This window comes from Halopseudomonas salegens (genome assembly GCF_900105655.1).
Taxonomy (GTDB): domain Bacteria; phylum Pseudomonadota; class Gammaproteobacteria; order Pseudomonadales; family Pseudomonadaceae; genus Halopseudomonas; species Halopseudomonas salegens.
The window spans coordinates 358,543-384,073 of record NZ_LT629787.1 but is presented as its reverse complement, the minus strand read 5'-3'; the positions used below and the strand labels follow the sequence as shown (position 1 = coordinate 384,073).

Below are 25,531 nucleotides of genomic sequence, written 5' to 3'. Positions count from 1 at the left end.
GCTCGCTAAAAACCAGGTGCAGAAACAAAAAAGGCCCACCCGAAGGTGAGCCTTTTTGCAGAATATGGTGCCGGCACCAAGAGTCGAACTCGGGACCTACTGATTACAAGTCAGTGTTATATCCCTATAAACGCTGACCAATCAAGCGTGATGAAATCCACTTTAACCACTTATCACTCTGTTTTATATAGCTTTTTAATCTGTAACGCCCAAAACAGGCGATGTATAGCCAAGAAATAAAAACTGTCAAACTCCTACCCGAATCCTACCCCAAGCGCTAAACTCCTACCCGAAACCTACCCAAAAGGATCCGCTATGACCAGTGACCGCGGCGCATTGAAAGAGCACTTTCTGAAGCGGCTGAAATATGACCCTGCAAAGGGCCGTCAGGAATTCTTCGATCCGCCTCTCTATGGCCAAGGGACTTTTGGCGTACGCGTCAACAAAAAATCAATTGCTTATATCCTGTGTTATAGCTTTCACGGCAAATCACGCCGGCTCACGCTGGGGTCCTACCCCAAGATGTCACTAGCGGATGCCCGAGCCAAATCCAGACATGCGGCCCAACTGGTAGAGCAAGGTGTCGATCCGGGTAAGAAAAAAACGCTCGAACTGTTCGAGTACCGCACAAGCCCCTCCGTAGCTGATGCAGTGGATACTTACCTGCAATGGGCCAAAACCAGTAAAAAATCCTGGAAAGAAGACGAGCGAATGCTCAAGAAAGATTTTGTAAAATCGATCGGGGACATGAAGCTGCAAGATGTCAAGCGCAGGCAGATTCTGGCTCTACTGGATGACAAAGCCAAAACCGCGCCGGTAGCAGCGAATCGCCTGCAAGCAGTAGTTCGGGCGCTGTTCAATTTCTGCGTAGAGCGCGACATAATCGAAGCCACACCGCTGGTGAAGATGAAAAAAATAGCGAAAGAAACGCCGAGAGAGCGAGCTCTCAATAAGCATGAAATTGTGTGGTTTTTAAAACGACTAGCGAGCCCTACAATCACCGTATCGACTCGTTTCGCGCTACTGCTGTCCTTGATGCTTGCGCAACGCTCGGGGACCATCGCTGCCATGCGCTGGGTAGACCTCGATTTTGACCAAGGGATCTGGGACAGGTCCGGCAGTTTCGAGAAAAACAACAACCCAATCGCGATCCCCCTATCGGCTCCCGTGAGAAAGATCCTGGAGCACCTCCATCTCCTTCAAGCGGTAAAACACAAAAAGCGCGGCAATATCGAAGAGCCGAGCCCTTGGGTTCTGCCTGGCAGAGATAGGACACTCCACCAAACTCAGCCTTCTCTGAACCGAGCAATGCGCAGGTTTTATGACACCTACGTCGCTAACTCTGAGCTAGTAAAATCGGAAGGCTTGCTTCGCATCGCTGAAGGATACCCAAGGCCCACTGCTCACGATTTGCGCCGAACGGCTACAACTCACATGTCCGGGCGAGGTCTAGGCAAAGATGTCCGAGGCCGAATCTTGAATCACGCCAATTTGAGCGTGGACGCGATTTACGACAGGTATGCCTATTTCGACGAAAAAGCGACTGCCTTGAACGACTGGCACGCATACTTGCTCGATCTGTTCAAAGAGGCCTTTGGCCACAAGAATTGGATCAAGGTTTACGGCCAAGAAGCGCCTCAGGTTAATAAAAGCAAAGCGAAACCCGCTGAGATCGAGCCCAATGCGCCTCGCACCATCATGGTCGGAGGCCGGGAAGTCGTATTGTCAGAGCCTAAGATCAGTTGAAAGCTGCCAGAACGCATCAGCAACCGCTTTCACCCCCCATACGAACGGGAATGTGAACGATGCTGCACTTTCCATTCACTTCATCAAGAAAAGTGCAGCATCCTGCACTTGATCACGCGGCTACTCTCAATGAGGGTTATGCTGAGCGGGCTGCTCGACATCAAACGCGAGAACTCATAGCGGCATACGAAAACCACAACAGCAACATATTCTGAGATGGACGTTAGGAGTTGGGAGACGGCACCGGTGAAATTTGAAAAGATACCCGCTGGCTTTGAAGCGGGCTGTCGCATCAAGGCTGAAAACCGAGCTCGAAAAATTGCGCTGCTAGCGTCAATGACGGCAGAAGACAAAGCACGTTTCAACCGGGACAACGCCGATTGGTTTGAAAAAATAGCTGAGGATTTTGGCGGCTACACATCAAAGCGATGAATGGGCTTCTCAGGTGAACGCCCCTCCCCAACACGTAAGATAGCTGACGCGACCTTTGAATCAAATGCCATGTGGTACAGGCCATCTGTAGAAACCGTCACGTGCCGTGGATGTGTTCGCATATGTGCTCAAGGATCAGCTTGTAGTGCGTCTCGCTGATTACAGATAGCTGGTACCACTGATCACCACCGGTTTCCTGCTCGACATTGAAAACGGCGTGATCCGGCGCTGGATAACCATCCTCTGTAAACTTTCGATGTATCAGCTTATCCAGCCTAAAGGCTTGAATTATTGGATATCCGTAGTCTGTCTTGATGAAGACTGTATCGTGGGATAAAGAAGTTCTGATCAGGCCCACTGCGCCAATAATATCAAGTAGCTCACTGTCGGACAGACCGGACCACTCGATAACCTGCAAGATCGCATCTTCCCGCTCCACGTCGCGATATTTGGTGCTGCGACAGGCGAGCTCAAGCAACTGAGCAATCTGATCTTTTGTCATTACGTCCTTCTCATCCACCCGATCATTATCTCAGTGGACAACGGCCAAATGATGGTTCCAAAACTGATTTTGTATGCCAGGTCTGAGCATTGCAAACTTAGCTCCTTAAGGACGGTAACACCTCCTCGGCACAGGGCGCTTTCGGCCAGCGGCGGACGGTCAAAGGTGTCTAAGAAACCAGGGGCGATTCAATCGTTGGGTACAATGAGCGACGTTGACCGGGGTTAGGTGAGCGCGGCGAGGTGTCAGCGCTTACTGACGCTTGATTAAAAAAGCCGGCGCAAGGCCGGCTTTTTTCAATCAACTGACGAGATCAGGGCAGGATGAAAAGCACTTTCACATCGCCGGTCACTGCGCTGCGGTCGACGTAACCAATCTTGCCTGCGTCGCTGGCAACCTGGGCAACAACCGCACTGTCGTCGGCGACGCTTGTGGGCGGTTGGCCTTTGCCGGTGAAAATCAAGCCGGACCAGTAGGATTTTAGCTGGGCTTCGTTCTTGTTGGTCGCGCCGGTGTAGAAGGCTTCCTTGGTCGGGTTCCAGCCTTCTTGGTCGACTGCGGTCAGGGACTTGTCCTTGCCAAGGAAAATGTTGGCTACTTCGGATTGGCTGGGTGCCGCTGTCGCTGCCGGGTTAACGATCACCGCTACTTCGGCGTTGGCCGCGAGGCAGGCAGCGCCAAGCAATATTGAACAGATTAAACGTTTCATAGGGTGTTCCTCAGAATACGAAGTCGATACCAACGCTGACGATGTCAGCATCGCGCTTTTCCAGCGGTTGACCCAGCGCGCCGCCGGTAGCCTGATGCAGGCCAGCGTCGTAGATATCCTGGAATGAGTTGTCGAAGGAACCATAGCCGGCATCCGCTGACACGCGCTTGTACTCACCCTTGAGGGTCGCGTTGGGTAACAGGCTGTAGTTCATGCCGACAGTCCAAGAGTCCTGGCTCAGGCCACCTGACTTACGTTCGGCAAAGGTCAGATGCCCCAGATAATCCCCGAAACGTCGACCACCCATGACGTAGTAGGCAAGTGCTTCCTTGCTGCCATCGTTCTCGATAACCAACTTGGTAATTTCCGAGGAGGTCAGGTAGGTGCCGTTATCAAAACGATGACCGATAGACGTGTACTTGCCCTTTAAGCCATCAGAGCTTACGTCTACTGTACCGGGGCCAAAACCCGTGCCGGTGAAGACGGTCACTGGCTCACTTGCTTCTAATGTCACGTTGGCTTCGGAATAACCTATGCGGAAATCGCCAAAGCGGTTGGTGGCCAGTTGAAGGCTGGCTGACATGCGATCTTCATAATCGAAGTCCTGCATGGTGTCGTACAGATACAGGTCCCGGTTTTTTGCCTGTCCGGCCGCTGCCTGAAAGACCAATTGACCGTAGGGTGTGGTGTGGCTGTAGATCAGGTCGACGCCTTCGGCATTGGTAAGCTGCACCTGGCCATAGACCTCGGTTGGCAGACTCAGCCAGGGGTAGGTAAAGCCGACATTCAGGGTCTCGGAGTACATGTAGAAATTGGTACCCATGCGGCCAGCACGCAGTGTCAGGTTGTCATTCGCCTGATAGGCCAGATAGGCCCATTCTGGCATCACTTCCCAGCTATCGTGTTTGGCGCGTGCCAGCACTTGCAGCGTGGCGCTCAGGTCGTCGGTTATGCCGTAGCTGCTCTGACCGCCCAGCTTGGACAACTCGTCGCCACGCCAGGATGTTTTCGTCTGGCCTTCAACGCCGAAGCCGGTGCCTTCTTCTTCTCCGCCCAGGTGGTTGAAGCCCACTGTGCCAAAGCCATTAAAACGATATTCGCCCTGTTCCAATGCGAAGATGGGGGTGGCAGCCAGGCACGCGGCAAGGCCGACCATGCGAATCATAGTCATTAAGTTAGTGCTCCTAAAAAGTTAAACGCGAAATTGGGCGGTGGCCGCTCGCAGATGATCTTCGGTGCCGATCAGTTGCTCGCCGAGGCGTGCGGTGGCTTCTGCCCCTTGGGCGGTTGCTTGGGCGTCCTGCTGCAACACTTGGGTTTCCTGCTGGATGGACGCTGAAAGGCCAATCTGCTCCTGCGTATAATTGGCGATTCCGGCATTAAGTTGATTGATTTCATCGACTGCTGCGGCGATGGTTTCAAGTGATTGCGTAGCTTCAGCGGATCGCTGGATGCTTTGCTGTGACTTGGTGCCATTGGCAGTCATGTTTTCCAGCACCTGGCTGGCGCTGTGCTGGAGTCGTTGAATGATCTGCTGTATTTCGTTGGTGGATGAAGCTGTCTTTTGCGCCAGATTGCGCACTTCATCCGCTACCACGGCGAAGCCGCGCCCCTGTTCTCCAGCGCGCGCCGCCTCGATAGCTGCATTGAGTGCCAACAGGTTGGTCTGGTCGGCGATGTTACGAATGACAGTCAGCACTGAACCCACTTCCTGGGTTTCGGCTTCCAGGCGGGCCATCGATTCCATTGCGCCTATCACGCTGTCGCCCAGATCATTGATGCTGGAAGACAGCGAGCCAATATTCTTCCGGGCGACAGTGGCCTGGCGCGCCGCTGACTCGGCTTGTTCCGAGGCGCGTTGCGAGCGCTGAGCTACATCCTGAATCGTGTCGGTCATGGCCAGGATGTCACGTCCGATTGAATCGGTATGGCCTTGCTGGGAGCGCGCATGGCCGGAAGCGTCCTGGGTCAGTCGATACAGCTCGCGCGAGACCTCTCCGAGCGGGCCTGCGGCCGTGACGATCTGGCTGATGGTGTTCTGCAACTTGTCAAGGAAACCGTTGAAGAGGCGGATCATCTCGCCGATTTCGTCCTGGGCGTCGACATTGACTCGACGGGTAAGGTCGCCATCGCCGTTGGCAATCGCCTTGAGCGATTCGATCACGCCGCGCACGCTGGACATGATGTTGCGCGTCGTGGCGATGGCGACCAGGCTGACCAGTACAACAAGGACCAGGCACAGAGTAATACCCAGCCGGGTGGTGGCGCTGTTATCTTCCCGGGTGAGGGCCAGGGTGCTTTGAAATTCGGCATACACGTTGGCCCGAAAAGCGGTACCCAAGCTCTGGGCCTGTTCTAGATCTGTTGCCATCCGGTCCAGGCTGGGCCGCAGATCTTCGAACGTGGCGTTGCCTTCAATTAGCGATAGCGACGCGCTTGAAGCGTTCTCCGCATAGCGACTAATTGCCTCCTGCCAGCGCGCAAGCTCTTCGGTGAGCGCGGGTTGCCCGGTCGTCAACGTCTTGAGTTTCTCTTGATCGGCTGTGATGGACGAGGTGAGCTGGCGTGCCTCGTCGAGCATGGCCGCTTCGCCAGCGGTGACTGCGCTGTTGAAAATCTCCGGCAGACGCGAAAACTGAAAAATAACCTTGTCGGCGGTTTCCAGGGCAGGGTAACTGCGCGATTCAAGCGCCGTCAGCCTGTCGTCGGTAATGGACAGCTGAAAGGAGATATAAACCACGTACAGAACGAGGCCCAGCAAGGCTAGAGCCGGCGGCAGAGCGAGCTTGTACGACAGGGAGAGATTCTTGAGCATTTGGGGTTCCAGTGGCGGCGCAGCGACGCTAGCAAAATGCCGCTATTGAGTGCAGACCGTTCATCACTCTGAATCGGCCCTAGTTTCGTAGCCTCGTTGAATGGCCGCTATTGGCCGCCGAAAGCAGACCGTCACAGCTCTACGAAATTAGGGGCAATTAATAAAACTTACCTAGTTTTGTCAGAATGTGGCGGCTCACGCGCGTCTATGCGCTGTCGGAGTACTTCCATCGTCTCTGGCTTTACCGAAGCGGTTTGGTGAGCCCCACCAAGGATTCGCCACTTCTCCTCCTCCAGACGGTAAGACGGCCAGCTTTTCTCGCTCTGACCATTGGGATCGCCATAAGTAGCAAAGTTGATCCAGTAGTCTCGCAAAGTTGTCGCCAGCTTTTTTACATCGTCAGAAGGTAATGCATCGGGATGAAATAGGAGTTTTTGATCCACGCCATGGGGCGCACCTGGAATATCAGGTGATACAGCGATATCTGTGTAGTACAACCACACAGGCGCTTTTTTATCCTGCCACGCCCGCGCTAAATAGTATGCCGATAGCAGGTAACGCTCATCGCCAAAAGCGCGGCTGTATGCGAGATTTGAATCAAGCTGAAGATCATTAGCGTAAAGCTCGTTGAAGGTGGAGGTCTGACCTTCCCACGACTGCTGATATTGACCCATAGTTATGCCTGAGTAAGGCATGATACTACCCTCGAAGCTATTGCCACCGGTAATCAGAGGGACGCTCAGCGAGCGAGTCTGGGCAAGGCGATAAGGCTGGTCCTCAAGGGTAACACCATCAACGATGGGGCGAGAAAAGCCTTGCACAGTAGCAACCAGCGCACCACCATCCAGCTCCCGCAAAGCGTCTGGAGTCATGGTGTTTGGAACTACGGCGTCCACGAGTTTTTTCCATTCCTGCTCGGCCGTTTCCATATCTCGACCATCAATGTCCTGCACTGCTTTCGCCTTTTCCTTCTCTGTTACAGGCAATGGCCAGGTAATGTAGCCACTCTGAGCAATCGCCTTTTGGAACAGACCTTCGGTCTGATCACTCACCAACAACATGTTGACCATCATGCCTCCAGCGGACACCCCGAACAGGGTCACATTGGCCGGATCTCCTCCCAAGGCGGCAATATTGTTATGCACCCACTCCAATGCCAGGGTCGCATCACTTAGCCCAAAATTGGCAATGGAGCTTTCCAATTCTGGATGGGCGAAAAAGCCGAGCGCTCCCAAACGGTAATTGAACGACACTACAATGACCCCTTCGCGGGCCAGTACTTCACCGGGTATCTGCCCACTGCCCATAGTGAAACCACCACCGTGAATCCATACCATCACAGGCAAGGGCTTGTCTGACTTTTCAGGTCTCCACACGTTGAGAGTAAGGCAGTCTTCACTCATCTCTAATGTTGGTAAGCTAGGATGCGAAGGCTGTAAACAAGCTGCACCGTAGCTATCCGCATGTAGTACACCTTCGTGGGACGCGACAGGCTGGGCTGGTTTCCAGCGATGACTGCCAACCGGTGGAATGGCATAAGGGATACCCAAAAAGCGCTCAACACCGTCCTGGAGTCGCCCCTGCACGGCGCCCTGTGAAAGCACCGCTTCAGGTTTCGAGGAATCCGCCCAAGCGGGAAATACTACGAGGAAGAGTAAAAAAGCCGTTCGGACCGCATGCAATCCGATATCAACAATAGAATACATATTAGTACCTTCATTGAGGTCTTTATGAGCAAAGCAGCACAATGGGAAATCGATAGTTAGTTATTGACCCGCCACAAATGGCTGGGCGCAAATTAGCTCGTTATTTGTCTGGCTCCCGCCACATATAAGAAACTGTACTTGCTTAGATATGGCAATTTGTCGACGGCTCGCCGCTAGCGCCTTTCCTTTACCTCTATAACAGGCCAAAGGTTTGCCGAGGTCCACCGCCGCACCTTCAATCTTCGAATTTCTCCGACGTCGAGCCACATGAAAGGCCGCAGCAGTGACAGCGTTTTAGGAGAAACTAAAAAGCCGTAGAGACGTTAACCGAACTGCAGCGCCGGAGTACGCTTGATCTCGTCCTCCGGCCCTCACGCCTTATCTAAACCCAGACCTGCGAAGGTTCGACGGTGTGAAATCTTGTGCCTCTACGCCTGGCGAAAAATCGTAGGGATCCTCTTCGTTAGACATACCGAGCGCAATATAGCGTCCAGACACCAGGTCATTCATGACCTGAGCAATACTCCAAAGTAAGGGTTGATCATAAAAGTTTATGGTGTAAATAGAACTCACGCGCCACAACTCACCTCTTACATCCCTGCTATCTGCAAGTACTATTTGATATGTATCTTCATCCAGATAGAAGTCCCGCTGCGCATAGATATGGCGTGCATCTGGCTTTAGTTTGGCGCGGACATGCCAAACCCTATGAAGCTCGTGCCGAGCAAGCTCAGGATTGATGTGGTTTGCACCCATAATATCGCTGTAATCCAGCTGCTTGGAAGCGAGCTCATAGTTGTTATATGGCACATATAATTCTTTCTTCCCGACGAGCTCCCAATCATATCTGTCCATCGCACCGCTAAAAACGTCCGAGTCGTCGACAGTGATCATCCCGCCCGCAGTCGGTGTGTCGTACCCGACCGTAGGGGCGCGCCGAACACGCCGCTGTCCTGGGCTATACAACCACGACTGGCGCGGAGCTCCGAGCGGATCAACGGTATCATGCACCAGCACTAAGGTGCCCGCCTCGCGCGCCGGCAATAGAGTCTCTAGCAAATAATAAAAGAGGATATTGCCATCTTCTTCGGATGTGACGTCCTTATTGAAGAGGTAGGTAAACTTATTTTTTTGCACCTTGAAAGAGTCATCACCATAGCTGGTGAGACCCGCCAGCGTATGCTCCACTGCTCGGCCGCGGTAACGCATCAAATGGTTCCACATCAATTCTTTCGCGTTTTCCGCTATGGGAAAAGGAGTCACAAAGTTGACCCCGCTAACACTATTACCGTCGTTTTCCAAACGGGCGGTGTCAACATTACTCCTCACTGCATCGTAAATTTCTTGAGGGTAAGAAGCTGAGCGATGAGTGGGGTATACGGGTAGTTTCCACGTATCCGGATATCGTTTGAGCATGGCCACTTGCCCTTCACTCAAATTATCTCTGTAATCCTCAAAGTTATCTGCAGTAATGGTAAAAACTGGAGTTTCGCCTGCGAAGGGGTTTTTATAACCTGACTCGGGATCAGCGGCATTTTCATCTTTCGACAATCCACCGGTCCAGGCGGGGATAGTGCCCTCAGCATTGCCTGCTCTCTCCGCTCCCATAGGAGTCAGGTCTTCGCCCAACCGGCTCGCCGTCGCCGCATGTGCGACCGCACCAAAATAAAATGAGCCAATAGCGGAAACCAACAGCAACGTTCTAATTTTCTGATTGTTCTTCATTACGCACCTCAGAAGCTATAGCTTGCAAATAGACTTAAAAAATCACGGTCGCGATCCGAACGGCCGCCGCCGTGATACGCCGTATAGCTGACCCCCCCACCGATGGAGTCTTTATAGAGAGCATTCACTTGTAGCGAGTAGGCCCGCTGGCCTTCATTGTTTGCTCCATTTCTGCCGTTGATGGCGGCATAAGCGCTTACCGAGGGTGTGACACGGAACACATCTAAAACATTCTCGTAAGTAAACGCGGCGGAAAGGGTCGTGCCCCAAGAGCTGTTAGTAAAGCCACCTGGCAAAAGAGGATCGTCCAGTAATTCAGACGGCAGGCTACCCATGACCCTGTTGGCTGCAACTTCACCTATTAACGTTGTAGAGTCAGCGCCAAGCAGCCTTCGTGAAGATATGTATAACAGTGAGGTTGAGGCTTGAATCCGGTCCCGCTCAATATAACCAGGAATATAAGTCCCGGCAGGCTGGCTTCCATTAACAGCCGGCGCGATCACCGCTCCAGGTGTGTAGAGGGACACTACGGAGTCTGGTCGGTAGCTTAGCTCCCCGGCAACCGCGACGCCCTCGAGCGGACCACCGGTTATGGATGTATTGAAACTGAAACCGTAGAGGTCGCGGCGGCCCACGTACTCAGCAAAATAGGTCGCGCTGCTGGCATCCGGGAAGAAGCCCAGTGGTGTCGGGATAACATTTGCAGCAGAGGCGCTCACGACAGGCGCTTGGCTGTGATATCTCAGGTAATACAGCCCAAACTCAGTCTGGTTTAGTTCTGGTGCGAACCACCTCAGGGAAAGACCGTACTGACTTCCGTCTGGCTCTACATCTTCCGCACGAGGTATAAAAGTAGAAGCAAGTAGCGGCCCCGCCAGACCTTGCAATGGGCCTGGAACGCCGTCTAGATAGGCTCTGAGCTCGTCAGGACTATCGAACGCAGTTGGACTTCCCAATACGGCGCCAGTGATCAACTCTTGCAGTGACGCTACGGGTAAATAGTCACATTGACTATCTCCAACGATGTCATTGGTACTGAAAAAGCTGCCGCATGGATCAAGCCTTACCGGTTCCCAAGCGGACCCTGGTTGCCAATACCCCGAAAGGTTTAAATTATCAGTCAGCCCGAAAGATCCGAACAACATCTCGGTGGGGATGAAGGCTTCCCTCAACTGAGAACCAGGCGCTCGCAATGCACTCAAATCATAGGGGTTAGTGGCTGCAATCCCATTTTGCGCGTATAGGGCTTCACCCCAATTTACGACCTGACGCCCAACCCGAACACTGAGCGGCCGCTCACCCAAGTCCCAACTACCCTGGACAAATGCATCCAGTAACTCAACCCCTGAGCCTGCCAGATCCAACCCGTCATCGCTGATCTCTCGATGACGCCGATCGTCATCCATCAGCTCGAAGTCGTAAAATGCCCTGCCACGCACAAATAAACCGTAATTGTCTTTCTGCAATTGCAGTTCAGATACCACCTTCGCGACTTCAGATACCAAGTCGCCTTTGCGAAAGTTTAAATTTGCATCATCCGAAGCCAGAGGCCCATTGTCTACATCGCCCCCGTTTGAGGAAGCTATCGATTTTCCGCTAGGTTCCTGCATCCGATAAACAGTGCCATACGTCAAAACGGTATCTACAGACCCTTCCCAGCCCGCCACATCAAGCTCAACTGCTTCAACACTGGCGGTAGGGGTAACCATTAGAGAAGCCGCGCCAAAAAATGACAAAAGAAGCAAACGCGGCTTTGCTTGGCTCAAAGCTCCGAAGGCGTATGCCGGATTATTTTTTGTGAGGAACCGTGATGGTGTAGGTTGATTCTTTGTTGTTTTCATAGACTGCTCCGACCTTTCCCAATCATTCATTTTCATTGCTGGAAGGTTTTTGTATTTATTGAGCGCTAGCACAGGTTTCGATACACATAGCGGTGCGGTTACCCGCTGCACCTGCTTATCCCTCTTAAGCCGGAATAAGAGGGCCGTCGTATGCCCGTTATCTCGACTCTCAACCCGCCTGAGTTAGCTCCGCATCCACATCGTATGAAGCTCTACCAATGGAAACGCAAAGTCCAAGAGCGTAGATACATCCATTCGCCGCACAGGATACTTGCGTTCCGGATGGATAGTAAATGTAGCTGCTGCTCAACGCAACATAATTCCCACTCTCTCGCTGAAAATTCGAGGCATAGGAGAAGCACTAGCTAGAGAACGGGGTTAATATCTAACCGGACAGGCCCAAGCTACCTCGAATGAATCGCCGATCGAATGTGCTTCTGATTCTTCCTGACCATTTAAGTGCTTTTCTGCCTGAAATCTGGCTTTACCGCCTATTTTTCGTGAGATGAGGCCTTAACGCGGGCGGTTTGCGCAGAGCCAATGCTCGTAGAGTCACCATGCTAGTTCGTCCATACGATCAACCGCTGCACCTGGAATTCTCTCTTCGGCAAACGGCGATCTAAGAGGTACGGCACGGTCTGCGCTTAATCCCAGCATATCTTTACTTTCACACCCCCAGCACAGAAACATTCATGCTTGACGGTATGTTTCTTCCAAAACATACTCAAGACCACACGCTCACGATTGGAAATATCCCAGAGGTGAGCTCTAAGAACCGAAAGGACGTGTGATGCTTCTGGAATGCCGCTACAAGACCTCAGACAGAGCACCTAGCCAAGACAGTTTTCTTGCGCGAGAAGAAATTTGGATCGGCGGCCTACTGGTTGGCGAGGCAGTACACGGTGGTTGTATAGATTTCGAGGCAAAAACTTATCACGTCAGATCGGCAGACAGCGTTCGGGGGATGACGACATGATCGACGGTCAAATTGAGCACACCCTTGCTCCCAAGCCTTCACGGTTTTTATATACAGCTATCGGCTATGCCTTGCGCGTTGCGAAGCAGCTACCGGCCCCTCTCCGCGAACGCTTGCTCAGTCTAACGACTGGCTCACTCAGTGGTGATATCCCGCCTTTTCGGGATGTACTCCAACTTATTGAAACGGCAGGCGGGATCCCGGATGGTCGCCTCTGGCAACAGAAACTACTCGAAGACCGACCGGGCTTGTCAGGTGTTCGCGTACACGACGTGATAGGTGCTAATTCCGAATGGACCAAAGCCCGCTTGTACTTGCCTCCAGAAGATGCACCCAAGGCTAGCGCGGCATTCGTATGGATTCATGGTGGGGCATTTGTGATGGGCAGCCTTGATGCCAGAGAGGCGCATTGGCCATCCATTGAGTTGGCCGCCGCGGGCATACCAGTGCTCTCTGTCGACTACCGGATGTGTCTCGACGGAGTACATTACCCCGCCCCCCAAGATGACGTGTTCAGCGCTTGGGAGTGGGCGGTAAAACACTTTAGACAATTTGGGATTAAGGCTCCACATTTCCATCTTGGGGGAGGTAGCGCTGGTGCGTGTCTGGCGGCAAGCCTGGCCCTCCGTTTACGTGATGAGCAACGCGTGCAGCCAGCTTCCCTCTACTTGGCATACCCAGTGCTCGAAGGCAACTTGCCACCCTCCTCAACAGAGATGGAGAAGGATCTCGCAATCGCTCAAACGTTACCTGGTGACTGGATTGCAGAGATGTTTGCAAACTGGGCGGGGACTGCTTCCTGGGACGAGCCCTATGTATCTCCCGCCTTGGCTTCACTTTCAGGGCTTCCGCCTACGTACGTGATGACATGTGGTAGGGACATACTGAGAAGAAGCAGTGAGCCGTACGTTGAACGACTTCGTATGTCTGGCGTAGAGGTCTGGCACGATGTATTTGCCGAGTCGGAACATGCTCCTTTGGATCGCCCGGAAACAGATGACGGAAAACTTGCAATCGAACGACTACGCCAATGGCTAACATCAGGAACATCGGGCATGGTTTGAAAATAGTTGAGCGACCCGCCGCGGGTCATGTTTCATTTGATTGCTGCGTGAAGGTTTTGCTCTCAGCGCTACGGCTAACTGTTCGTGGCGTGCCGCCAAACCACGGAATATCAAATTCCAGACATGAACTTACAGTCACGCCTCTGCGACCTGTTTCTAACGGTGGCCGATAAGCTTCGCCTCCGTCGCAGCCGTAACGGTGAGCCTCAAAAGATCGACGACGCGTTCGATCTCGTTTTCGTCATTGATGATTACTTTGGCCAATGATAGCCCCCGAATCGACCATACAATCATCCGCATCACATCCAGCCGACGGGTCATATTGGCCTCATCCAACCCATCTACAGCCGCGAGCGCGTCCGACTCAATTGCTCGCTGCATCGGCAGAATCTGCTCGGCTAGTACTGGGTCTCGCCGAGCAGCTTGCAGGATCTCGATAACGGCAAGACCTGACGGCTTGCTAATCACGGCCCAGCACATGCGAACCCATTCGGCCGGATCGGGCATAGCTGCCAGCTCGCGTAAAGACTTTCTGTACGCTCGAGCCTCCTGCTTGTAAACCCAACTCAATACCTCAGCCATCAATGCTGCGCGGGTGCCGAATTGATGGGTGATGGAGCCGCGACTAACCCCGGCTTCGTCGGCAATCGCTGCCGTAGTAGCACCACCGTAACCCAGCTCATAGATGATTTTTACCGCGGCATGGATTAAAGCCTGACGGGTTTCCGCAGTCCGTTGTGCTTGAGTACGACGCGCGGGTACTTGTTTACTCTCAGGAACTGATGACTGAGGTGCTGATTCAAGTGGCTGGAAACGATTCAAAGCTATGGCAATCCTGTTCATGCACCGACTGGTTACGGTTCTAAGTGTTAAATCGACCTTCGAGAAACGCTTCGTTATCAGCGAAGCGAAATCATCGCCAGCTCAGTTTTTTGCTATCAATGCTGGAGTAGCTAAGGCAGATAGTAACGGCCTCCCAGAACACTGCCATCTACATTCTATCTGGATAGTATATTTACATATACACGAGCGCAACAATTAACGGAAGCGGCTAAGCACCGTCCCCAGAATATTGCCACCAGCGCCAGCAATGAGTACCACCGAGCCTGGCGGCGATCAAAGCATTGAAATACGACACCAAAAACATACTGGTTTAGTTGTATGTTTTTGGTGCTCTCAATAGACGTGTATTTACGATTACGACTTCGCGACCAGTAAATTGTCGAGCTTCGCTACCCGCGCCGCGTTCTTAGATCAACCATTACTTCAGCGTGCCGCTGTCGGTCAAGACGATACCAAAAGGTCGCTGCCAAACCGATGAACCCCACCAGCGCGCAGCCAGGCCCATAGATCAAGCCGAGCTGTTGAACGACCGCGGCGGTTTGCGCTATCACTTCTCCGCTCCCAGGCTCGGGCGCGTCGAATCCTATGAGATCGAGTGCAAATCCGGAAATCAGAGCACCTACACCCATCGCAGCTTTCATCGCGAACATCCACCCCGCGAAAAACAGGCCTTCTCGCCGTGATCCGAACAGGTACTCATGTTCGTCAGCCGCATCGGCCATCATCGATCCGAATGCGATCGCGGCGGCCGAGATCATGATTCCACCTGTCAAGGTAGCTGTGGCCAACGCTATCGCCAACTCATTGCCAGTCAATGGAAGTAAACCTAGGAGCCGAAGCGACGGAGGCAAGCCGTACGCGGTAAGCAGGCCCGCCATACCGACGAGGGCCACCGTGCGCTTTTCAAAAAATTTGAGGAATGGACCAGCTACCGGTGCCCCGAGTACGAGGCCCCCGAACATTGACAGCGTTACCCACTGAATTTGCTCGTTGGTCAGACTCCAGAAATACTTGTTGCCGTGCAGCCCTAGCGTGGTGTGCACGCCTATAGCGATGAAGAAGAAGAGCGCGCTGCCGAAGATCACTCGAAAGGAGGCATTGTTGAAAACTTCTCTGACTTCACTGAATACACTGAAGATGGAGGATGATTCGGTTATCTGATGCTGCCTGCTTCGCGTCGTATAAGCTGTCAAAATCGCAAGCAGCCCGCCAACGACAATCACTGCCGCCAGTGTGAAGCCGAATGAGGTATAGGCCTCTCGATTCTCCAGCCCGTTCTCCCCCTCGAAGAACACTCCGAAACCGAGCGCAATGGCCACCAGGGCACCCAAAATTCCAATACCCCAACGCCAAGCGTTCAGTACAGAGCGCTCTTCATAGTTCTCTGTAAGCTCAGCCCCTAGCGCCATGTAAGGGAGGATGAACACGGACAGCGACACCCGCATCGTCACCGAGAGTAAACAAATCCATAGAAATAGGCTCCAGTCCTCAAGCCCTGTGGGAAGCGAGAAGATCATGACGAGCGCCACGGCAAGCGGCCCTAGACCGAAAGCCATGAACGGCAAGCGACGGCCGAATCTAGATCGAAAATTGTCTGACGAGGAACCAATCAATGGGTCGAGCACAGCGTCGACTATAAGCCCCATGGCCAGCGCAATTCCTGCCAAGCTGCTGGTCAGCCCGCAGACCGCGGTCAGGTAGAAGAAAAGAAATACGTTGCAGGAGTGCACAACCACTCCCTCTACCAGTTGTCCTGTTGAGTATCCAAAGACATGACGAAACGGTAGTTTCACATTTCGTGCGTTGTGTTGTGCGAGCGTCTCGGCTTCCATCACATACCTCTTTTTATTCTGGTGAGTTGAAAAGCTGCCATCCGAACTCAGGCCAGCAGCCCGTCTCGTCTGTATCAGGCAGCATCCCGACCCCGAATGTGAATGATGATTTTTTCGGATAAGGACGACGCAACCGAAATGATCGACCCGGTATGTTTCACTTCCGCGCTGGATGAGCCCAGGGAAATGGTTATGCCGTTGGGGAATTGAACAGCTGGCACATAGATTTCTGTGGGCGCTTCTATAGCGGCGTCAACTTCGATCTCTGCTTCGAATGAAGCAGCAGTTTTATCGAAGCGCTGCGAGAGAAGTTTTCCCTGACACGCTTTAACGTAGGGACGGCAAAAGCCATGCAACGCCCGAGCACCGCTATCTAGCTCGTCCACTGATGCATCGTGTTGATCTGAAGACCAGATGGAAAGATCTTCCTGGTTCCAGCCATCGCCAATCATTGCATCGTTGCGGTTACCCAGGGTGTAGTTCCACTGGGTCGAGGACAGCAATAGCTGATCGATCGCGTTGTACATGAGGTTCAGCGCCTCGGTTTGCGCGCTCCATACATCCGCTGCGCGCTCGCCCTGAGCCCATCGCTTGTAGGCTGCCTCACCGTTCATGTCATAGGGAATGCCAAACTCACCTATCAAAGTTGGCGCTCCACCATTGAGTTGATCGCCAGCGGCCTTGATCTGCTGCATTTGTTCTTTGTAGCTCGCTTCGATCTGCTCGCGGCCTGTGCTGACTTGGCCTGTAAGTAGGTTCACCATTTTTTCAGCGCTGAAGCTTTTGAGCACAAGCGAGGTGAGGTCGTACCAATGGCTCGCGTTGACAGTTTTATCGGGGCAGCCACTTGGGAATCCGTTCCCGGCAGCCAGTGCGAACGGACTGACCTCGGCAAAAATCAGCCAGTCCGGACGCACTTGACGCACCGCTAACGCAACTCTATTGAAGAAAGGCGCCATGATGTCCCGATTGATGTCGATCTCGCGCCCGTCGATTTTGGTGAAATGATCGGATTTCAGCGCAACCGCTCGCCCCATTTCGTCGAAGCCCCACACTCCTGCCTTGCGGAAAGGATCTTCGAAACCTGGTAGCCAGATAGATTCGCCAGCGGCGTTGACAGTGACTTCACCGACGACGCTCTTGTCATGCGCGAGCACAGGAAGCTTTTGAGCGGCTCCACTAGCACTTGCCAGCCCGTGCAGTGGGGTCCACCGCAGCCCGCCACCGAACGTAAGATCTTGCTCAAGCAGCTTCCCTACATAGCCGGTTCCCGGCTCGTTCAAGGTATCGAAACCTACGACATGCTCTTGATCTGCGACGCGCTCGGCAAGAGCGCGCATCGATCCAAGATAATGCCGCTGCAAGTAGTCCCCGATGTTTTCGTTACCCACTCTCGCCGACGGAGCAAAAATTGATCCTGCAAAGAAGAGGGTCCACATGATGCCGTTTGCCGGCATGGCATAGTTCCTACCCCAGCTCATCGACGGGTAAGACTCTTGACGTCCGCCTTTGCTTGGGTCATACCGTTTCTGCATTAGCAGCGCTGCATCCGCTTTGTCGAATTTGGTGAAGTCGAGGCCCGCTACTTCGAACGTCCAGCCCGGTGCGCCATCCCCACCCGACATCCGCGCCCAGACATCCTGATGAAAATCGACGAAAACGTAGAATCCACGCGCCCCTGCCCGCCGACAAACTTCCGCGAAATAATCGAGATACTCCTCGTCATACTGACCTGGCCCAGCGTGCTCTACCGCCTCCCACGTTGTAATCAGGCGAAGACAGTTGAAACCCCAGTGAGCGAGGCGGTCTAGGTGGATGTCCAGTTCCTCAAGCGGCGCTGGCCGGCCAACGAAACTTACGGTGCGGTGGTCGGAAAAGTCCGCTGGCACGAAGGTCCGCTGATCTGGGGTAAGGGGCACCTTCGTATCCGCTGCAAAGTTGACGCCTCGGAGGATGACGTGACGACCGAGTCGGTCAACGAATTGATTGCCACGTATATCGAGAAAACGGCTCATATCGAGAGCTCCTTGGCGAAGAAAGCTGCAGCTCTTGTTATAGAGCGCTGCGTCTCTGGAGCATGTGGAATCAACGCCTGAAAGGCGTGGGGCATACCTTCGTAGATATCAAGAATGCAGGTCCCTTCGCCCGAAGCGATAGCATCGTAGTGTCGTATCGCCTGACTTAGCAGAATTTCCCGCGTGCCGGCCTGGATCAGAGTCGGCGGAAACGGCTGGGAATAATCGCCGTTCAACGGAGAGGCGTAGGGGTGATGTTGGTCCTCCGGCGCAACATAAGCGGTCGCACCGGAAGCCAGTGATTCCGATGTGAGAGTCGGATCAAACGACGCCAGGGTTCTGAAGGTGTCTCCGGCATCAGCAATATCAGACCAGGGCGAAATCAGATAAAGCGCACCAGGCAAAGGCAATCCGAGATCACGCATTTTCAAAATCGATCCAGCAGCCAGTCCGCCACCGGCGGAATCTCCGAACATCCCAACGGATCCGGGCCTACGCCCATCGCCCATTTGTTCTTTCCAAACTGCGACAACTTGATCGGTCGCGCTGTGGCAGTTGCCTTCAGGCGCGAGTGTGTAATCGATTGAGATCACCTCAAGGCCCGTCGCCGCCGCAACCAATGCGGGAATGGTCAGCATGGAATAGGCCGAAAAAAGCACGTAGCCGCCTCCGTGCAAGTAGATCAACTGCTGTTCATTACCCTTGAATGAGGGTGGGCGGAGCCGGACCACATCAACGCCACCGATCACGTCGTTGACCCTCCTGACCTTCAACGCGTCCGCTACTGCCTCTGTCATTGGTCGAAATAGTTGCTCCATGAAAACCTGTTTTTGTTTCCACTCTTCCTCAGAGGTCGGTGAGGTCCCAAGGGGAAACTGAGATATTCGTTGATAAACGCCAGCCAGAGCTGCCGCAGCCTCTCTGGAAATAGTGGTTGGGATTTCATAACGCGGGTGCAACGGCACACCGGGTCCGGCAGATGGCTCAGCCATAAATATCTCCGTGCAGGAACAGACCTACGAGCGAAACTCGCAGATCACTGGAAGGTGGATTGAGATGGGCAAAGCGGCCCGGGCTGTGGGTGCACAGCCCAAGCTAGGATCAGGCAGGAAGCGACGAACTAACGGTCGCCGAACAGCTTGGCATCCGTGGCCGCCATAACTGTGCGACGCAAAAGGTCGACGACGCGATCGATCTCGTGTTCGTCGGTAATAATGACTTTGGCCAAAGACAGTCCGCGAATTGACCAAACAATCATCCGCATGAGATCCAGGCGACGACTCTGATCGGTCTGCTCCAGCCCGGCCACTGCCGCAAGCGCGTCCGACTCGATTGAACGCTGCATCGGCATAATCTGCTCGGCCAACACCTGATCTCTCCGCGCGGCCTGAAGAATCTCGATAACAGAAAGGCCCGATGGCTTGCTCATGACCGTCCAACACATCGTCACCCAGTCCGCGGGATCGGCGGTGCTCGCCAGCTTGCTTAAGAGCTCGCGGTACGACTGAGCCTCCTGCTGGTACACCCAGCGCAGAACTTCGGCCATCAAGGCTGCACGGGTGCCGAACTGGTGTGTAATGGAACCGCGGCTTACACCCGCTTCGTCTGCTATAGCCGCTGTCGTAGCGCCGCCATAGCCCAATTCGTAAATAATCTTCACCGCAGCATCTATCAACGCCTGCCTGGTTTCCGCCGTGCGTTGCGCCTGGGTCCGACGGGTTCGCGGGCTCGCGGTAGCGGCAGGAGGCAACGCCGCCTTGTGGGACTGTAAACGGTTCAAAGCTAGGGCATCCCTGTTCTTGAGCCGCTTCATTGCGGCTATTTATCTGCAAACAGCTGATTGCGATAAGTGCCGATTTCAGCAACAAGCAATGATCGCGACTCTGATTCTGCTTGGTCGAGATGAGAGGTGCAATCACGAACATTGTTAAACCCATGTTATTTTCCTAAATACTTCCGTTCTATCCGGATAGTATCTTCAGATTGGTGTAGACGCAACACTAGTGGCAGCAAGTGGCATCTAGCTGAACAGAAATCGAATAGATCGAATTTTCCAGCTCTCCGAGCGCCAAAATCCGCGCAGCACGACTGCCGGCTTGGGTAAGGCGAAGCTATTTTCCATTAAACTTACTATCTGTATTGTATGTTTATTGCTGAGATGCTTAAAATGTGCACAGTCCGCTGCCTAGTAGCAACCCTGGGCCAACAGACGATAGAAAGCACAACGGTTCTACTAGACGTCGACGAAGGCCCTAATTTCCCTCCGTCATGCATGAATACGAACCGGATCGGCCGCAGGTACGGCCGGATAGCGAAAGGAGTACTTTGTGGCTGGGCGAATGCGTGTAGGTATCATCGGCTGCGGAGTGGTGACCCAAGTGGTACACCGCCCCGTCCTTCTGAGCCTGTCGGAAATGTTCGTTATTTACGCTTGCAATGATGCCTGGTCTGAAGGGGCGCGGCAGTTTGCCGCTAGCACCGGATCCAAAGCCTGGGACGATCCGTTTGCCATGATCGCGGACGAGTCTGTCGACGTCTTGCTCATCGCAGCGCCTGAAGTGTTCCATGCCGAGTACATACTCGCGGCCTGCGAAGCAGGCAAGAAGGCTGTGCTTGTTGAAAAGCCATGCACCATGAACGTACGGATGGCCAAAGAGGTAGCTGCTGTAGTTGAGAAGTCCGAAACTGCGGTAGTTGTGGGTTATCCGCATGTCTATGACCCGGCAGTAGAGCAGGCGGAACGGCTCTGGGCCGGTAGGAAGCCGGCACTAGGAGAGTTCCGTACCATCCTGGGTCCAAACGTCGACTTTATTAATGACGTTGCCCATATCCATCGGCCCACCACAGCAGCATCCACCACGATGCAGACTCTTACGTACGCGCTCGCGGCGTCGGAGCCTCTTGGGACAGATATTGGCTTGCCGGATGTTCTCAGTTATGGCGTTGCCATTGGCCTGAATATTCATGACATTCCGGTGATGCGTAAGTTGCTGGGCGAACCCGACGAAATCACGTTTGCAGAGCGCTTTAGCGAGCACGGGTTACACGTCGGTTTTCGCTACGGGACCGGACGAGTCTACCTGACCAGCTTCCTTCAGTCAGAGCGCGAGATTGACTGGGGTTTTTCATTGAGGACCAAAGATACCTCCGTGCAGGTGCGATATCCCACTACATACGCGCCCACCGCCAGCTCGGAATGCACCGTTAGCAAAGCTGCAAACGGGGGGACCGAAAGACAGGTGTGGAGTGACTCCTATGAAACCGGCTTCCGCCGCGAATGGAAACACGTTTATGAACTAGCTCAGGCTGCTTCAGGGAACGCTACGAGCATCGCTAATTCCGTGCTCGATCTGGAAATTTGCGAAGAAATCTTGAAGAGACTGCGCCGATGAAACACAACACCCGTAAAAAAACTGGCGTCGGGCTCATCGGTGGAGGCCTGGTTGCCTACCTGCATACCCTGGGTATCCGCAGCTCGAATTCAGCCCAATTGACCGCAATCTCGTCGCGGTCCGAGACCCGAGCCAAGCACATGGGCCTTTTGGTGGGAGTTCCGCACTATCAATTCGCCGACCATCACTCAATGTTGAGCCAACCGGACGTCGACCTCGTGATTGTCGGCAGCCCGAACGGGACTCACGCAGAGCATGCCAAGGAATCGATTGCCGCAGGAAAAGCAATCGTTGTGGAAAAGCCTTTGACGTTGACGCTTGCTGACGCTGCGGCGCTTGTGAAGTTGGAAAATGACGGCGCTTTCATCGGTTATGCAGAGAACCATATCTTTGCTCCAATCATGGTCGAACTGCGTCGCCAGATGGAACGCGGAGTTATAGGCGATGTTCAGCGTATTGAAAGCCACTTCTACAATCCTCCCCTTCCACCGGGCAACTGGCATGCATCATCTAGCCTTGCCGGAGGCGGAGCACTGGTGGATCTCGGGTCCCACGTAATCGCTACGTTTGATTGGTTATTAGCTGAAGACCAGCTGAAAGAGGTCTCATCGGTGACGATAGAAATTGATGACCAGACTGGTTTTGACCGTCGTGCGGATGCAGTTATGGCGTCGAGCCGCGGTGTTGATCTAACCCTGTCAGTCGGCTTCGGTATCGACCCCCTCGGATGCGGCTACAAGGTGGTTGGGTCGACGGGCACGCTAGAGGCGAAGTTTATGCCAGAGCCCCAGATGCTCACATTGCAACGCAAAGGCGGGGACGCTGTTCCGATTTCTTTCAATTCTTGGACAGAGGCCACCTTGCGCGGCATGTTCACCCGCTCTGGGTATGCCCCCCAGATTGATCATTTCTGCGCTGCTCTAAGCTCGGCGACCAAGCCTCTACTAGGTGCCGTTGAGGGTGAACGGACTCTTCGCTGGTTAGCCGCTTGCTACCACTGTGCGACTACTAAAAGAGCTGTCTCATTGGACACTCAGCTCAGTGATGACTCAACGCCGATAGCGCATATGGCCCTTTGATCCGTCCGCGAAGCGACCTGCGCGCCTAAACCAGATGTCACACAATTGGAGTACCTATGCATCCGCGAGTTCTAGAAGTGACCGAACGCCTGATCGAGCGCAGTCGACCTACTCGTGAGCGTTACTTAAGCTTGATCGAAGAAGCTTCTGAAAAAGATCGACCCAGGCATGGGTTACCTTGCGCCAACTACGCCCATGGCGTGGCGGGCTGCTCGGGAGACGACAAACAACGCCTGCGTCTGGTCGATTCAGCCAATGTTGCTATCGTTACGGCTTATAACGATATGCTCTCGGCCCATAAACCCTATGAAGATTATCCCCAAAGGTTGCGCGCAGCTCTCCGCAATATCGGGTCGATCGGGCAAGTAGCCGGCGCGGTACCCGCGATGTGCGACGGCGTGACTCAAGGCGAACCAGGGATGGAGCTTGGCCTATACAGTCGTGAAGTTATCGCTCTGTCTACCGCCGTAGCGTTGTCCCACAATCTGTTCGATGCAGCACTGCTGCTTGGCGTTTGCGACAAGATCGTACCCGGCTTGCTAATCGGCGCTTTGCGTTTCGGCCATCTACCCGCGTTGTTCGTTCCAGCGGGCCCGATGCCCACTGGTATTTCAAACAAAGAGAAGGCTCTGGTAAGGCAACAGTTTGCGGAAGGGCTGGTAGGCCGTGAGAAGCTGCTCGCAGTAGAAATGCAAGCCTACCATGGCGCAGGGACCTGCACTTTTTACGGCACCGCCAATACCAACCAGATGCTCTTAGAGATAATGGGCCTGCACCTCCCCGGCTCTTCATTTGTGAACCCAGGCACACCCCTACGAGATGCTTTGACCGATGAAGCAGCGCTTCGAGTTACTCGGCTGACGAAGCAAGCAGGCGCGTTTACCCCCCTAGGCAAACTAATTGATGAAAAGGTCATCATCAATGCCGTAATTGGCTTGCACGCTACCGGCGGATCGACCAATCACACATTGCACCTACCGGCCATTGCTCAAGCCGCCGGCATCCATCTGACCTGGGATGACATGGCCGACTTATCGGCTGCAGTTCCCACACTGGCGAAGGTCTACCCAAACGGTACGGCCGATATAAACCATTTCCATGCAGCAGGCGGCGTCGGATTTCTAATTGGAGAACTTCTAAATGCAGGCTTATTACATGACGACGTTCAAACCGTAATGGGACCAGGATTGCATCGCTATACGAGCGAACCTTTCTTGGAAAACGGACGCCTCGCATGGCGTCCGGCTGCTACCGAGAGTTTCGACGAAACCATCCTTCGTCCTGCTTCGAAACCATTTAGCCCGGAGGGCGGATTAAGAGTGCTTGAAGGCAATATCGGCCGAGGCGTGATGAAGGTCTCGGCCGTAGCGCTTCAGAACCAGGTCGTCCAGGCGCCAGCAATCATATTCGACGATCAGGCGCAGCTGATGGAGGCGTTCGATTCAGGAAATCTTGAGCGCGACTTTGTAGCGGTAGTGCGCTTTCAAGGGCCTCGCAGTAACGGCATGCCAGAGCTGCATAAGCTCACACCCTATCTGAGCATTCTTCAAGATCGAGGTTTCAAGGTAGCACTGGTTACCGACGGAAGAATGTCCGGCGCGTCTGGAAAGGTTCCGGCTGTTATTCACGTATGCCCCGAGGCGGCTGATGGCGGTACTTTAGCCCAACTGCGTGACGGCGATCTTGTGCGGGTCGACGGCATCCGAGGCACTGTCGAAGCGCTAGTCGACCAAGAAGTGCTAGCGGGAAGAGCACCGACTGAGAAGGCTGAAAATCAAACTCAAGGCTTCGGCCGAGAACTCTTTTCCTTCATGCGAGCATCAGTCAGCACCGCGGAAGAAGGCGCGAGTGTATTCACTGCCAGCTTAGGTGCGCTGCGATGAGCATTGCGCTAGTCGGTGATATCGGCGGCACCAACGCTCGATTCGGCTTGTGGCGGAAATCGCGATTGGAATCGATACGGGTATTCGAAACCGCAAGCTTCGAGAATATTGAGCATGCTGTAGAGCATTACCTTCATTCGCTAGCCCACGATCGGGCCGAGATTTCCCAGATGGCGTTAGCTTGCGCCGGCCCAATCCAGGGCGAGCATTTCCGATTCACCAACAATCATTGGCACTTATCTCGCAGCTCACTTTGTCGCCGTTTTTCTTTGAGTCGGCTTGTGCTCCTCAACGATTTTGCGGCAACCGCTTTGGGAGTTACACACCTAGGAAATGTGGATTATTTGCCTCTGCGACAAGGTAGAGCTGATTCCACAGCCCCCATAGTTGTGATTGGGGCAGGAACCGGGCTCGGTGTCGCGACGTTAGTGCCCGCCAGTGACGGAACCCACACCGTTCTGGCGGGCGAAGGCGGCCATATCGACCTACCCCTTGGGGACGACCAGGAAATTGCGCTTTGGCGTGAGATGAAAGTGAAACAGGGACGAGTACAAGCCGAGGATGTTCTGAGCGGGAGGGGCTTGTTGCAGCTCTACCAAGCGGTGTGCGCTATCGAACGTATTGAGCCGCGTTTTACCTCTCCAGAAGCTGTTAGCGCGGCTGCTCTGGCTGGTGACCCGGGCGCCACCAAAACATTGGAACGCTTTTGTATCTGGTTAGGCCGGGTTGCCGGAAACAACGTACTTACGCTGGGTGCTCGCGGAGGCGTTTATATAGCGGGAGGCATAGTGCCTCGCTTCGCGTCGTTTGTCGCATCAAGTGGCTTCACCTACGGTTTTTCAGACGGACATCGGATGGCTGACTACCTCGATCAAGTTCCCGTGTGGCTGGTTACCGCTGAATTTGTCGGCCTTGAAGGCGCTGGTATTGCGATAGATAGCAATTGCGGCAAATAAATCCCCGCAAGCCGC

Annotated in this window: 19 protein-coding genes and 1 tRNA gene; 7 read left to right on the top strand and 13 right to left on the bottom strand. The window is 53.8% G+C overall.

Annotation, left to right across the window (positions count from 1 at the left end; translation table 11 throughout):
• Positions 1-65: 65 nt before the first annotated feature.
• Positions 66-138, bottom strand: a tRNA-Thr gene (locus BLU07_RS01730).
• A gap of 177 nt (positions 139-315) precedes the next feature.
• On the opposite strand from BLU07_RS01730, the gene BLU07_RS01725 reads away from it, so the two are divergent.
• Positions 316-1,746: a tyrosine-type recombinase/integrase gene (locus BLU07_RS01725; protein WP_092383531.1), complete on the top strand. Its 1,431-nt coding sequence runs from the start codon at positions 316-318 to the stop codon at positions 1,744-1,746.
• Positions 1,747-1,992: 246 nt separating this feature from the next.
• A complete protein-coding gene (locus tag BLU07_RS01720; protein ID WP_157719051.1) occupies positions 1,993-2,178 on the top strand; it encodes a hypothetical protein in 186 nt (61 codons plus the stop codon).
• A gap of 97 nt (positions 2,179-2,275) precedes the next feature.
• Here the strand turns inward: BLU07_RS01720 and BLU07_RS01715 are convergent, their stop codons facing one another.
• The 7 genes from BLU07_RS01715 to BLU07_RS01685 form a co-directional block, all read right to left on the bottom strand.
• Complete coding sequence (locus BLU07_RS01715) at positions 2,276-2,680, bottom strand: hypothetical protein (RefSeq protein WP_092383527.1); 405 nt, start codon at positions 2,678-2,680, stop codon at positions 2,276-2,278.
• Between the two features lie 313 nt (positions 2,681-2,993).
• Positions 2,994-3,389: a phosphate ABC transporter substrate-binding protein gene (locus tag BLU07_RS01710; RefSeq protein WP_092383525.1), complete on the bottom strand. Its 396-nt coding sequence runs from the start codon at positions 3,387-3,389 to the stop codon at positions 2,994-2,996.
• Positions 3,390-3,399: 10 nt separating this feature from the next.
• Positions 3,400-4,560, bottom strand: coding sequence for a hypothetical protein (locus BLU07_RS01705; protein WP_092383523.1), 1,161 nt, complete (start codon positions 4,558-4,560; stop codon positions 3,400-3,402).
• 21 nt (positions 4,561-4,581) lie between these two features.
• A complete protein-coding gene (locus BLU07_RS01700; RefSeq protein ID WP_092383521.1) occupies positions 4,582-6,204 on the bottom strand; it encodes a methyl-accepting chemotaxis protein in 1,623 nt (540 codons plus the stop codon).
• A gap of 167 nt (positions 6,205-6,371) precedes the next feature.
• On the bottom strand, positions 6,372-7,910 hold the full coding sequence (locus tag BLU07_RS01695; protein WP_092383519.1) for a carboxylesterase/lipase family protein: 1,539 nt from the start codon (positions 7,908-7,910) through the stop codon (positions 6,372-6,374).
• A 378-nt stretch (positions 7,911-8,288) separates the two neighbouring features.
• Positions 8,289-9,635 carry a DUF1329 domain-containing protein gene (locus BLU07_RS01690; protein WP_092383517.1) on the bottom strand — a complete coding sequence of 449 codons (1,347 nt, stop codon included), beginning with the start codon at positions 9,633-9,635 and terminating at the stop codon, positions 8,289-8,291.
• A gap of 8 nt (positions 9,636-9,643) precedes the next feature.
• The gene (locus BLU07_RS01685) at positions 9,644-11,476 is read right to left on the bottom strand and encodes a DUF1302 domain-containing protein (protein WP_157719050.1); all 1,833 of its coding nucleotides are present in this window, start codon (positions 11,474-11,476) and stop codon (positions 9,644-9,646) included.
• A 972-nt stretch (positions 11,477-12,448) separates the two neighbouring features.
• Here BLU07_RS01685 and BLU07_RS01680 point away from each other — a divergent pair.
• Complete coding sequence (locus tag BLU07_RS01680) at positions 12,449-13,516, top strand: alpha/beta hydrolase (protein ID WP_092383513.1); 1,068 nt, start codon at positions 12,449-12,451, stop codon at positions 13,514-13,516.
• A 156-nt stretch (positions 13,517-13,672) separates the two neighbouring features.
• Here BLU07_RS01680 and BLU07_RS01675 read toward each other — a convergent pair whose 3' ends face one another.
• The 5 genes from BLU07_RS01675 to BLU07_RS01655 form a co-directional block, all read right to left on the bottom strand.
• Positions 13,673-14,359, bottom strand: a complete 687-nt coding sequence (locus BLU07_RS01675; RefSeq protein ID WP_092383511.1) for a TetR/AcrR family transcriptional regulator — start codon at positions 14,357-14,359, stop codon at positions 13,673-13,675.
• A gap of 389 nt (positions 14,360-14,748) precedes the next feature.
• Positions 14,749-16,191, bottom strand: a complete 1,443-nt coding sequence (locus tag BLU07_RS01670) for an MFS transporter (RefSeq protein WP_092383509.1) — start codon at positions 16,189-16,191, stop codon at positions 14,749-14,751.
• 74 nt (positions 16,192-16,265) lie between these two features.
• Positions 16,266-18,206 (bottom strand): cellulase family glycosylhydrolase, encoded by a 1,941-nt coding sequence (locus BLU07_RS01665; protein WP_092383507.1) that lies wholly within the window; start codon positions 18,204-18,206, stop codon positions 16,266-16,268.
• Positions 18,203-19,198 carry an alpha/beta hydrolase fold domain-containing protein gene (locus tag BLU07_RS01660; protein ID WP_092383505.1) on the bottom strand — a complete coding sequence of 332 codons (996 nt, stop codon included), beginning with the start codon at positions 19,196-19,198 and terminating at the stop codon, positions 18,203-18,205. The genes BLU07_RS01665 and BLU07_RS01660 overlap by 4 nt, the downstream gene beginning before the upstream one ends.
• A 128-nt stretch (positions 19,199-19,326) precedes the next feature.
• Positions 19,327-19,986 carry a TetR/AcrR family transcriptional regulator gene (locus tag BLU07_RS01655; protein ID WP_172830082.1) on the bottom strand — a complete coding sequence of 220 codons (660 nt, stop codon included), beginning with the start codon at positions 19,984-19,986 and terminating at the stop codon, positions 19,327-19,329.
• Positions 19,987-20,545: 559 nt separating this feature from the next.
• Between BLU07_RS01655 and BLU07_RS01650 the strand changes: the two genes are divergently transcribed.
• Genes BLU07_RS01650 through BLU07_RS01635 form a run of 4 tightly spaced genes read left to right on the top strand, consistent with a single transcriptional unit; the run spans position 20,546 to position 25,516 of the window.
• Complete coding sequence (locus BLU07_RS01650) at positions 20,546-21,598, top strand: Gfo/Idh/MocA family protein (RefSeq protein ID WP_092383500.1); 1,053 nt, start codon at positions 20,546-20,548, stop codon at positions 21,596-21,598.
• On the top strand, positions 21,595-22,677 hold the full coding sequence (locus BLU07_RS01645) for a Gfo/Idh/MocA family protein (RefSeq protein WP_092383498.1): 1,083 nt from the start codon (positions 21,595-21,597) through the stop codon (positions 22,675-22,677). Before BLU07_RS01650 ends, BLU07_RS01645 begins: the two co-directional genes overlap by 4 nt.
• Positions 22,678-22,733: 56 nt before the next feature.
• Positions 22,734-24,560, top strand: coding sequence for a phosphogluconate dehydratase (gene edd, locus BLU07_RS01640; RefSeq protein ID WP_092383496.1), 1,827 nt, complete (start codon positions 22,734-22,736; stop codon positions 24,558-24,560).
• Positions 24,557-25,516 carry a glucokinase gene (locus BLU07_RS01635; RefSeq protein ID WP_092383494.1) on the top strand — a complete coding sequence of 320 codons (960 nt, stop codon included), beginning with the start codon at positions 24,557-24,559 and terminating at the stop codon, positions 25,514-25,516. The genes edd and BLU07_RS01635 overlap by 4 nt, the downstream gene beginning before the upstream one ends.
• The last annotated feature ends 15 nt before the right edge of the window (positions 25,517-25,531 follow it).